Origin of the sequence: Streptomyces sp. NPDC005494 (assembly GCF_042872025.1) — a bacterium.
Taxonomy (GTDB): Bacteria; Actinomycetota; Actinomycetes; order Streptomycetales; family Streptomycetaceae; genus Streptomyces.
The window spans coordinates 556600-567777 of the sequence record NZ_JBIAJR010000003.1; the positions used below are offsets into that span (position 1 = coordinate 556600).

Consider the following 11178-nt stretch of genomic DNA (forward strand, 5'->3'; position numbering starts at 1 on the left):
TGTCAACGTAAGTTGACGTCATGACCGAAGCAACGGATCTCGCCGCACGTGCCGGTGACCACGACCCGCGCGTCGGGCTGCGGGCCGTCGCCGCGCTGCGGCGTCTGCTGGAGCAACTCGAAGCCGTCCAGGTGAGGAGCGCCCGCGCCAAGGGCTGGTCGTGGCAGGAAATCGCTGCCGAGCTGGGTGTCAGCAGGCAGGCCGTGCACAAGAAGTACGGGAGGCATTGATGTTCGAGCGATTCACCAAAGGCGCCCGCGCCACCGTGACGGGCGCGGTGGCCCTGGCGGAGCGGACCGGCGCGGACTCCGTCACCGAGGAGCATCTGCTGCTTTCCCTGCTGGACCAGGAGGGGAGTCGCGCCTCCTTCGCCGTCGCGGCGCTCGGGCTGACCGACCGACGCGCCTCGCTGGAGACCTCACTGGCCGAGGCCCGCCGCCGTGGCGGACTCACCAAGGCCGACACGGAGGCGCTGGCAGGTATCGGCATCGATGTCACCGAGATCGTGGCACGGGTCGAGGACGCGCACGGTGAAGGCGTCCTGGCGGGTGACCGCCGGAACCGCCGGTGGTGGTCGGGGCGCCGTGTTGCCTTCGCGGGGGGTGCGAAGGGCATCCTGGAGAAGTCCCTGCGCATCGCGCTCGGCCGACGCGACCGCTTCATCGGCGAGGAGCACCTGTTGCTGGCCCTGACGGCCTGCCCAGGCGTCGTCGCCGAAGTGCTCGCCGAACACGGCGCGACCTACACCACGGTGGAACGCGCGCTGTACGGCGCGGGAGGCGAGGGGCAGGGCCAGGCGCTGGCCGGCTGACCTCGCCGGCCACCTGCTCCGGCGGCATTCGCCAGTCCGTACTGCCGGGGACGGAAGCCGCCGCCCGTACCGCCCGTACGTGCCCGCACGGGCGGGGCGGAGGGAAGCGCCGCCCCCCACCCCCACGCGCCAGCTGCCCCGGGCGGTGCGGCCGGGCGGCGCCTACGGGACCTGTCCCGTCCCCGCGCCAGGGCGGCCGGGCGGCGCCCGCGCCAAGGCGGCCCGGGCGGCGCCTACGGAACCTGCCCCGCCCCCGGGCTAAGGCGGCCGGGACCTGCGCCGCCCGCAGCAGGGCGGCCGGGACCTGCCCCGCCCACGGCAGGGCGGCGCCTACGGGACCTGCCCCGCCCCCGCGCCAGGGCTGCGTCCGTCAGGCGTTGCCCGAAGCCCTCTTCGCCCCCTCGGTCTGCTCCTTCAGCAGTCCCTCGATCCGGGTCGCGGCCGTTGCCAGGTGATGGCGGGCTTCCTTGAGCTGACCCTCGGTCACGCCGTGGTCCCGGGCCGCGTCGCGGATGTCGTCGCGGAAGCGGTCCAGCAGGCGGTCCAGGTCCCGGCCGGGATCGCCGGTGCTCGCGGCGTCCGCGGCCCACTCGATGTCCGGTTCCTCGGGAGCGGGCCGGCTGTAGTACGGCCAGGTCCCGGTGCTCGCGAAGTTGCCGAGCTGCCCCGTGATCTCGGCCAGCCCTTCCCGCACGCCCGTGGGCCAGTCGCCGCGCGCGAAGTGCTCCTGGACCTGGCGGGCCGCGTTCTGCATCTGCCGCCGTGCGTTGTCGTGGGCCTCCCGGGCCTGACGGCGTGCCTGCTCCGCCTCCTCCCGGGCCCTGCGTGACTCGTCCTTCGCCTTGCGGGCCTGTTCCTTCCACTCCTGCTTGGCCTTGCGCAGCTCTTCCTTCGCGGTGCGCCACGCCTCCTTCTCGCCGAACCCGGCATCCCAGCCGCTGCCCTTGGGCGCGGAGGTCTGCCTGGACTCCGAGGCTGCCGCGCGCATCTCCTTGCGGAGCCGGCCCGCGGCCCCGCGCACGTCGTCGCGGATCTCGGAGGCCAGCTCGGAGACCGACTCGCGGATCTCCAGCTCCAGGTCGGCCAGCTCGGCGCCGCGTCCCTCCAGCTCGGCCCGACCCGCGTCGGTGATCGAGTAGACCTTGCGGCCGCCCTCCGTGGCGTGGGTGACCAGGCCTTCGGCCTCCAGCTTGGCCAGCCGCGGATAGACGGTGCCCGCCGAGGGGGCGTACAGGCCCTGGAAGCGCTCCTCCAGGAGCCGGATCACCTCGTAGCCGTGGCGAGGGGCCTCGTCGAGCAGCTTGAGGAGGTACAGGCGAAGGCGCCCGTGGGCGAATACGGGGGGCATGTCAGAGCACCTTTCCGGTCGGTTCGGCCTCGTGCGTGTGGTCCTGGGCGGGTGGGCGGCGCAGCAGGGCGATGGAGCCCGAGACGGTGGTCGCCTTCAGCTTCCCCGTGCCCGCACCCAGAGTGCCGGTGATCTTCTTGGCGCCCCACTGGCCGCCCACGCGCAGATCCTCGAAGGCGTTGGAGACGGCGCCGCTCGCGGTGTTCGCCTCGACCTTGGCGTCCGCCGGGTGCGGAAGCCGGATGGCGATCTCTCCGGAGACCGACGTCAGCCTGATGTCCGTCGGCTTCGACGAGGCGCCGAGGTCGAGCACCATGTGGCCCGTGACCGAGTCGGCCCGCACCGACGTGCCGCAGCCCTCGACGACCGTCAGATCACCCGACACGGAATGGAAGCGGAGGTCGCCGCTGACGGACTGGGCCTCCAGGCTGCCGGACACGGTCTCGGCGCGGACGATGCCGGACAGCCCCACCACGGTGCTGTCGCCGGAGACGCCCCGCAGCTCCGTGCGGCCCCGGATTCCCGAGAGGACCGCTTCGGCGCCGACCACGCCGACCTCCACCACGGCGCCCGCGGGAACCGCGAGGGACACCGCCGCGCGACGGCGGGGAGTTTTGCGGTCCAGCCAGGTGAGAAAGCCCTGCCACGAGAGGTCCGGGTAGGTGACGGTGAGGGTTCCGCCATCCTGGGTCACGACCAGCGGAGGGCCGTCGATGTCGGACACCTCCAGCCGCGCGGTCGTCTCGTCGGTGCCCACGACGTTGACCACGCCGTCGACGATGCGCACGTGGAGCGCCGTCACGGGGTCGTCGAAAGTGAGCTTCCGGGGCTCGGCGACGGTCCACGTCGACTCGGGCATGGTCTGACCTCCCATGAGGTGGCGTGACGCAACATATCGTGTCTTCTGAGTAACACGATATATCGCGGATCATGGAAGTCAAGGGTGAACAATGACGGGTGCTCGCGGCGTGGCCGGTGGAGCGGAGCTGTGCACATGACTCAGAAGAGGGCAAATTGCCCTAGCGTGTGAGGCATGACCGCGACATCCGTGGGCGCCCTGCTCCTCTGCCGGGCCGACCCCGAGAACGTACGGCCCGTGGCCCACCTCCTGCAGGAGCACATGCTGCTGATGCCGGCCGGCGAGGGCTGGAGCGTGCTCGTCCCCGAGGGAAAGCCGTGGCGGCGGACCGGGCACACGAACGGCGGAGCGGTGGGCCGCAACGGCGGGGCGGCGGGCGGCAACGGCGCCGAACCCGTCGACCGGGTCGTCGGCGGCTGGGCCACCGCACTCGCGGTGGGCTCGACCTGGCCCGTACTCGCCCTGTGGTGGGACGGGGACCGGTCCGGATACACCCTCGCCTCGGGCTTCCGGCGCCCCGTCGGCTACATCTGGCTGGCCGACGGAACCCCGGCCGCCGAGGACGAGGCCATGCGGACGTTCGCCACCCGGCTGGGCCTCGACCCGGTCCTCGACGTACAGGAACTCGAAGCGCTCACCCGCGCGGACCCCGGTTCGGACGCCGACGCCCGCCTTCGCGGTCTGATCGCCGTGCTCACGCGGGCCGGAGTGGCGCTGCCGCCCGGCCTCGCGCCCGGCGAGCCCGCCGACCGGCTGCGCTCGGTGGCGGGGATCCACCCGGAGACGGAGCAGATCGCATGGGCCGGCTGGCGCGACGCCGTCCGTGTGGAGCTCGACTCCGTGGAGAGCGGCAGTCTCGGCCCGTGGATGCTCGGCCCCAGGGCCCGCGCCGTGGCGACGGCGCAGATCGCTGCCGGTCTGCCGCTCACGCTCTGGGGCGCCCGGCGGCGCAGCGGCGGCTGGATCACGGCCGGCCTGGTCCTGCTCGTGCAGGGCGTGCTGGGACTCGCGTACAACCGTTTCAGGAGCGCGGCTGGGAGCGGTCCCGGAAGCTGACTACTCGTCCTCGTCGTCGTCCAGCCGTGCCAGCCAGGTCGCGAGGCGCTCGACGGGGACCTCGAAGTCAGGGTTGAGGTCGACGAACGTACGGAGCTGCTCGGCGAGCCACTCGAAGGTGACCTCCTCCTCGCCGCGCCGCTTCTCCAGTTCCTCGATGCCACGGTCCGTGAAGTACATGGAACAAGAATAACGAGGCCGGAACGCCCGAGGGCCCGGCCCCGCGAGACGCTCGCGGGGCCGGGCCCTCGGGTGACGTACAGCCGCTGATCAGGCCTCGAAGACCTCGGCGACCAGCTGTGTCTGCTCGGCCTGGTGACGCTTGGCCGAGCCGACCGCCGGGGACGAACCGTGCGGACGCGAGATGCGGCGCAGGCGCTCGCCGTGCGGCACATCGGCGCCGACGGCCAGGTCCAGGTGGTCGATCAGGTTGAGCGCGATGAACGGCCACGCACCCTGGTTCGCCGGCTCCTCCTGCGCCCAGAGGTACTTCTCGGCGTTCGGGTACTTGGCGATCTCGGCCTGGATCTCGGCACCCGGCAGCGGGTACAGGCGCTCCAGACGGATGATCGCCGTCTCCGTGTCCCCACGCTTCTCGCGCTCGGCGTCGAGGTCGTAGTAGAGCTTGCCGGAGACGAAGACGACCTTGCGGACCGCCTCGGCCTTGACCGTCTCGTCGCCGATCACCGGGCGGAAGCCACCGCTGGTGAACTCCTCGACCTTCGAGGCCGCGGCCTTGAGACGCAGCATCGACTTCGGGGTGAAGACGATCAGCGGCTTGTGGTGCGGGTTGTGCACCTGCCACCGCAGAAGGTGGAAGTAGTTCGACGGCAGGGTCGGCATCGCGACCGTCATGTTGTCCTGCGCGCACATCTGCAGGAAACGCTCCGGACGGGCGGACGAGTGGTCCGGGCCCTGGCCCTCGTACCCGTGGGGGAGCAGCAGGGTGACGCCGGACGTCTGGCCCCACTTCTGCTCGGCCGAGGAGATGAACTCGTCCACGACCGTCTGGGCGCCGTTGACGAAGTCACCGAACTGGGCCTCCCAGATCACCAGGGATTCCGGGCGGGCCAGCGAGTAGCCGTACTCGAAGCCCATCGCCGCGTACTCGCTGAGCAGCGAGTCGTAGACGTTGTAGCGGGCCTGGTCCTCGGAGAGGTAGAGCAGCGGGGTGTAGTCCTCGCCGGTCTTCTGGTCGACGAGAACCGCGTGGCGCTGGCCGAACGTGCCGCGGCGGGTGTCCTGGCCGGCGAGCCGGACCGGGGTGCCCTCCATCAGCAGCGAACCGATGGCCAGGGTCTCGCCCATGCCCCAGTCGATCGTGCCGTTCTCGACGGAGGCGGCACGGCGCTGCATCTGCGGCAGGAGGCGCGGGTGGACGGTGATCCCGTCGGGGATGTTCACCTGCGACTCGGCGACCAGCTTCACGACCTCCGAGGAGATCGCGGTGTTCACGGCGACCGGGAACTCCGCCTGCACGTCCGGGACATGCGGCTGGGACGGCGCCGAGGTGGCCTCGCGGACCTCCGCGAAGACCTTCTCCAGCTGACCCTGGAAGTCCTGGAGGGCCTGCTCGGCCTCTTCCAGCGTGATGTCGCCACGACCGATGAGGGACTCGGTGTAGAGCTTGCGCACCGAGCGCTTCTTGTCGATCAGGGTGTACATCTGCGGGTTGGTGAACTCCGGGTTGTCGCCCTCGTTGTGACCGCGGCGGCGGTAGCAGATGAGGTCGATCACGACGTCCTTGTTGAACGTCTGCCGGTACTCGAAGGCGAGCCGCGCGACGCGGACCACGGCCTCCGGGTCGTCACCGTTGACGTGGATGATCGGCGCCTCGATCATGCGCGCCACGTCCGTGGCGTACATCGAGGAGCGCGAGGACTCCGGGGCGGCGGTGAAGCCGACCTGGTTGTTGATCACCACGTGCACGGTGCCGCCGGTGCGGTAGCCGCGCAGCTGCGACATGTTGAGCGTCTCGGCGACGACGCCCTGGCCCGCGAAGGCCGCGTCGCCGTGGAGCGCGACGGGCAGGACCGTGAAGTCCGTGCCGCCCTTGTTGATGATGTCCTGCTTGGCGCGGGCGATGCCCTCGAGGACCGGGTCGACGGCCTCCAGGTGCGAGGGGTTGGCGGCCAGCGAGACCTTGATCTGCTCGCCGTCCAGACCGGTGAAGGTGCCCTCGGCGCCCAGGTGGTACTTGACGTCGCCGGAGCCGTGCATCGAGCGCGGGTCGAGGTTGCCCTCGAACTCGCGGAAGATCTGCGCGTACGACTTGCCCACGATGTTGGCCAGGACGTTCAGCCGGCCGCGGTGGGCCATGCCGATGACGACCTCGTCGAGGCGGGCCTCGGCGGCGGAGTCGATGACCGCGTCGAGCAGCGGGATGACGGACTCGCCGCCCTCCAGGGAGAAGCGCTTCTGGCCGACGTACTTCGTCTGCAGGAACGTCTCGAACGCCTCGGCGGCGTTGAGGCGGCGCAGGATCCGCAGCTGCTCCTCGCGCTCCGGAGCGGGGCGCGGACGCTCCACCCGGTCCTGGAGCCACTTGCGCTCCTTCGGCTCCTGGATGTGCATGAACTCGATGCCGGTGGTGCGGCAGTACGACTCACGCAGGACGCCGAGGATGTCGCGGAGCTTCATCATCGTCTTGCCGGCGAAACCGCCGACCGCGAATTCCCGCTCCAGGTCCCACAGGGTGAGGCCGTGCTCGGTGATGTCCAGGTCGGGGTGCTTGCGCTGGCGGTACTCCAGCGGGTCGGTGTCGGCCATGACGTGGCCGCGGACCCGGTAGGAGTGGATCAGCTCGAAGACCCGCGCGGCCTTGGTGACGTCGTCGTCGTGCGAGGCGTCGATGTCCTTGAGCCAGCGGACCGGCTCGTAGGGGATGCGCAGCGCCTTGAAGATCTCGTCGTAGAAGTCGTTCTCGCCGAGCAGCAGCTGGGCCAGGACGCGCAGGAACTCGCCGGACGCCGCACCCTGGATGACCCGGTGGTCGTACGTCGAGGTCAGGGTCATGACCTTCGAGATGCCCAGCTTGTTCAGGGTGTCCTGCGACGTGCCCTGGAACTCCGCCGGGTAGTCCATCGCGCCGACGCCCATGATGAGGCCCTGTCCGGGCATCAGGCGCGGCACCGAGTGGACGGTGCCGATGCCGCCGGGGTTGGTCAGCGAGGCGGTGACGCCGGTGAAGTCGTCCATGCCGAGCTTGCCGACGCGGGCGCGGCGGACGATGTCCTCGTACGCCTGCCAGAACTCGAAGAAGTTGAGCGTCTCGGCCTTCTTGATGGCCGCGACGACGAGCTGGCGGTCGCCGTTGGGCTTCACCAGGTCGATGGCCAGACCGAGGTTGACGTGCTCCGGCTTGACCAGGGTCGGCTTGCCGTCCTTCACCGCGAAGGAGTAGTTCATCGACGGCATGGCCTTGAGGGCCTGCACCATCGCGTACCCGATGAGGTGCGTGAAGGAGATCTTCCCGCCGCGGGCGCGCTTGAGGTGGTTGTTGATGACGATGCGGTTGTCGAAGAGCAGCTTCACCGGGACCGCGCGGACGGACGTGGCCGTCGGCAGCTCCAGGGAGGCGTTCATGTTCTTCGCGACAGCGGCCGACGGGCCGCGCAGCGTCACGTACTCCGGGCCTGCGGGGGCCTCGGCCGGGGCCTCCGCCTTCGCGGGTGCCGGCGCGGCCTTGGCGGGGGCTGCCTTGGCGGGTGCCGGGGCGGCCTTCGCGGGAGCCGCTGCCTTCGCCGGAGCGGCGGCCGCGGGCTGGGCCGGGGCGGCGGGCGCGGCGGGCGCCTTCGCCGGAGCGGGCGCTTCCGCGGCGGCGGCCGGAGCCGGTGTCACCGCTCCCGCGGGTGCGGGTACGGGCTTGTCCGCCGTGCCGGACGCGCCCGGCTTGTAGTCGGCGAAGAAGTCCCACCAGGCGCGGTCGACCGAATTCGGGTCCTGGAGGTACTGCTGGTAGATCTCGTCGACGAGCCACTCATTGGGGCCGAATGCGGCGGCCGGGTTCGACCCGGAGCCTGCTTCTTGATCGGTCGAGATGCTCGAGTTACTGGGGGACTGAGACGACACGGCGGCAACCGCCCTCTTCCGCTTCACAAGGTGATGGACAGCGGAAATCAAGGCTACGCCTCCCGAGCCGTTACGTGCAGGCCGGGCCGGTCTTCGTCGTGCACATCACATCCGAAGCCGGGTTTCGGCGCATGAAATGGCGGGAAACAAGCAGGGTTCCGCTGCCCTTCGGTACGCGAGGCCGGTGCTACGGCCCCCTGGACCGTATCTCTTTCCCGGGACGGGAGAGAACAAGGGCCCTGAACTTCGAACACCAGGTCAACCCAGTAGTTGCGGGTTCCCCGGAAGAGTGACCTGAATCCGGCAGCCGCGGGCGGATTCGGCCACGCCGATGCGTCCGCCGTGGAGATCCACCGCCCACCGGGCGATCGCGAGCCCCAGTCCCGTACCGCCGTCGCTGCCCGGGCCGTGCGGCGACGGGGCCTGGCCCCGGTTGAACCGCTCGAAGACCCGGTGGCGCTCCGCCTCCGGGATGCCGGGGCCCTCGTCGACGACTTCCAGCTCCAGCGACTCGGGGTGGGCTCCACGCCGGGCCAGCACGGTGACCCGGCCGTGCGGCGGGCTGTGCTTGACGGCGTTGTCGATCAGGTTGGCGACCACCTGGTGCAGCCGCTCGGCGTCGGCGTACGCCGTGAGTTCCGGCGGTGACACGTCCAGATGCAGATGGACGTCCGTACGCGAGTGATTGCCGGAGCCGGAGGAGAGCCGGCGCTGGGAGGCGGCCAGGTTCGCCTCCTTCAGCACGCCCGACAGGTACGGCCAGACCTCGAAGCGGCGGGCCTTGATCGCCACCACCCCGTTGTCCAGCCGGGAGAGGTCCAGCAGGGTCTCCACGAGTCTGCCGAGGCGCTCGGTCTGCTTCAGCGCCGTGCGCATCGTCTCGGGATCGGCGGCGGACACCCCGTCCACCACGTTCTCGAGCACGGCTCTGAGCGCGGCGATGGGGGTGCGCAGTTCGTGCGAGACGTTGGCGACCAGCTCCTTGCGGTGCCGGTCCTCCGCCTCCAGGTCGTCCGTCATGCGGTTGATCGTCTGCGCCAGGTCCCCGAGCTCGTCGCGCCGCCCGGCGCCGCTCACCCGGCGCGTGTAGTCGCCGTGCGAGATCGACCGCGCGACCGCGCGCATCTCGTCGAGAGGCGCGGTCAGGCCGTGCGCCACGAACTGGGTGATCAGCAGCGTGGCGATCACGGAGAAGACCGTGATGAAACGGAATTCCGTCCTGGTCCGCAGGGCGACGATGAGCAGTCCGGTCGTGATGAAGACGGATATCACGACGAGGGTGCCCAGCTTGGCCTTGATGGAGAAGGGCCGCAGTCCGGACCCGGGCCGGGTCATGGCGCTGGGGTCTCCAGGGCGTAGCCGACGCCGTGCACGGTACGGATCCGCTCGGCGCCGATCTTCCGGCGCAGAGCCTTGATGTGGCTGTCGACCGTCCGGGTCCCGGACGCGTCGGCCCAGTCCCAGACCTCCGCGAGCAGCTGTTCCCGGGAGAGCACGGCGCGGGGGGTGTTGGCCAGGCAGACCAGCAGGTCGAACTCGGTCGGGGTGAGGTGGACGTCGTCCGCGCGCACCCGCACCCGGCGCTGGGCGTGGTCGATCTCCAGCTCGCCGAGCCGCAGGATGCCGCTGCGCGGGGTCACGGCGGCCAGCGCGGCCCGTTCGACCCGGCGCAGCAGGACGTGCACCCGCGCCGCCAGTTCCCTCATGGAGAAGGGCTTGGTCATGTAGTCGTCCGCGCCGACCCCGAGCCCGACGAGCATGTCGGTCTCGTCGTCGCGAGCGGTGAGCATCAGCACCGGCACGGGGCGCTGAGCCTGCACGCGACGGCAGACCTCCAGGCCGTCGAAGCCGGGAAGCATGATGTCGAGCACCATCAGGTCGGGCTGCCATGCCTCGGCCGCGTCCACGGCCGCGGGCCCGTCCAGTGCGGTCTGCACCAGGAAGCCCTCGGCCCGCAGCCGGGCGGAAATGGCGTCGACGATCGTCGGGTCGTCCTCTACCACCAGCACCCGGCGCTGAGCCCCGGGGGTGGCCGCGACGCCGTTGTGGGTGGTGTGTGTCTGTTCCATCGCCCCGCCCCTGCCCGTTCTCGCGGAGGCCATTCCCCCGGAGGCACGGTTATCGCTTGTGGATTTCGTCGGTGATCCCTTGTGCCGCCAAGCAGCGTAAAGGCTGAGGACGCCTCTCGGCTACGCAGGGTGTTGTCCGACGTGAAGGTGTTACCCATGGGATAGGGACGGATCGGCGGACTTGAGACGTGTGATCCGCAGGGGAACGGGGGTGGGCATACCGGGTGGGGGTTCAGTCCCCCCGCAGTGCGAGATGGACCACGTCCGGCACACCTCGGGCAACGGCTACTTCTTCGGTGCTTACTGCGCGGAATCCGGCATTCCGCAGAGATTCCCCGAAGTCCTCGGACGGCTGGGCGGACCACACCGCGAGCACTCCGCCGGGCTTCAGGCGTGCGCGGCAGGTCGCGAGACCGGTGGCGGAATAGAGGCTTCCGTTGCCCTCGGTGACGGTCCAGTCGGGCCCGTTGTCGATGTCCAGACACAGTGCGTCGTAACGCTCCGTGGCCGTGCGGAGGTGGGCGACGAGATCGGTACGGAGGATGACGGTGCGCGGGTCCGCGAGGGCGGCGCGGGAGATGCGGCCGAGCGGTCCTTCCAGGTGCCAGTCCACGATCGCCTCCTCCCGCTCGACGACGGTGATCCGGCCCCAGCGCGGCTCGGCGGCGGCGTGTGCCAGGGAGAACCCGACGCCCAGTCCGCCGATCAGTACCGACGGGTCCGCCCGGCCGGCGGGCAGCGCGTCGAGCGCCGCGTCGACCAGCAGGCGTTCGGAACGCCCGTCGGAGGTGTCCATCAGGAAGCAGCCGTTGGCGATGATCTCGAAGTCCTCACCGCGCTCCCGCAGCACGACTTCGCCGAAGGGCCCGTCGCGGCGGTCCAGGACGACGGGGCGGTGGGCGTCTGTGGCGGGCATGGGCGCGGTCTCCGGTCTCCGGTCGGCGGGGCTCGACGGCGGCCATTT

Annotated in this window: 10 protein-coding genes; 3 read left to right on the top strand and 7 right to left on the bottom strand. The window is 70.7% G+C overall.

All coding sequences use genetic code 11. From position 1 onward, the window contains the following. The first annotated feature begins 20 nt into the window (after positions 1–20). Entirely contained in the window at positions 21–230 is a 210-nt protein-coding gene (locus ACFYQ6_RS12495; protein WP_073745141.1) for a helix-turn-helix domain-containing protein, read from the top strand. Further along, positions 230–811, top strand: coding sequence for a Clp protease N-terminal domain-containing protein (locus ACFYQ6_RS12500; protein ID WP_361573625.1), 582 nt, complete (start codon positions 230–232; stop codon positions 809–811). The genes ACFYQ6_RS12495 and ACFYQ6_RS12500 overlap by 1 nt, the downstream gene beginning before the upstream one ends. 370 nt (positions 812–1181) lie before the next feature. On the opposite strand, the gene ACFYQ6_RS12505 is transcribed toward ACFYQ6_RS12500, so the two are convergent. Together ACFYQ6_RS12505 and ACFYQ6_RS12510 are read right to left on the bottom strand one after the other, a co-directional pair. After that, on the bottom strand, positions 1182–2159 hold the full coding sequence (locus ACFYQ6_RS12505; RefSeq protein ID WP_361573627.1) for a helix-turn-helix transcriptional regulator: 978 nt from the start codon (positions 2157–2159) through the stop codon (positions 1182–1184). Position 2160: 1 nt separating this feature from the next. Beyond that, positions 2161–3018: a DUF4097 family beta strand repeat-containing protein gene (locus ACFYQ6_RS12510; RefSeq protein ID WP_361573629.1), complete on the bottom strand. Its 858-nt coding sequence runs from the start codon at positions 3016–3018 to the stop codon at positions 2161–2163. A gap of 174 nt (positions 3019–3192) precedes the next feature. On the opposite strand from ACFYQ6_RS12510, the gene ACFYQ6_RS12515 reads away from it, so the two are divergent. Next, positions 3193–4074: a hypothetical protein gene (locus tag ACFYQ6_RS12515; RefSeq protein WP_388762813.1), complete on the top strand. Its 882-nt coding sequence runs from the start codon at positions 3193–3195 to the stop codon at positions 4072–4074. On the opposite strand, the gene ACFYQ6_RS12520 is transcribed toward ACFYQ6_RS12515, so the two are convergent. From ACFYQ6_RS12520 to ACFYQ6_RS12540, 5 genes are all read right to left on the bottom strand, one after another. Continuing rightward, positions 4075–4254, bottom strand: coding sequence for a DUF6104 family protein (locus ACFYQ6_RS12520; protein WP_014048295.1), 180 nt, complete (start codon positions 4252–4254; stop codon positions 4075–4077). A gap of 90 nt (positions 4255–4344) precedes the next feature. Further along, the gene (locus ACFYQ6_RS12525) at positions 4345–8145 is read right to left on the bottom strand and encodes a multifunctional oxoglutarate decarboxylase/oxoglutarate dehydrogenase thiamine pyrophosphate-binding subunit/dihydrolipoyllysine-residue succinyltransferase subunit (protein ID WP_388762815.1); all 3801 of its coding nucleotides are present in this window, start codon (positions 8143–8145) and stop codon (positions 4345–4347) included. A 258-nt stretch (positions 8146–8403) separates the two neighbouring features. Next, positions 8404–9480, bottom strand: a complete 1077-nt coding sequence (locus ACFYQ6_RS12530) for an ATP-binding protein (protein WP_361573635.1) — start codon at positions 9478–9480, stop codon at positions 8404–8406. After that, a complete protein-coding gene (locus ACFYQ6_RS12535; protein WP_056794186.1) occupies positions 9477–10214 on the bottom strand; it encodes a response regulator transcription factor in 738 nt (245 codons plus the stop codon). The genes ACFYQ6_RS12530 and ACFYQ6_RS12535 overlap by 4 nt, the downstream gene beginning before the upstream one ends. 232 nt (positions 10215–10446) lie before the next feature. Beyond that, the gene (locus ACFYQ6_RS12540; RefSeq protein WP_361573638.1) at positions 10447–11130 is read right to left on the bottom strand and encodes a spermidine synthase; all 684 of its coding nucleotides are present in this window, start codon (positions 11128–11130) and stop codon (positions 10447–10449) included. Positions 11131–11178: the final 48 nt, after the last annotated feature.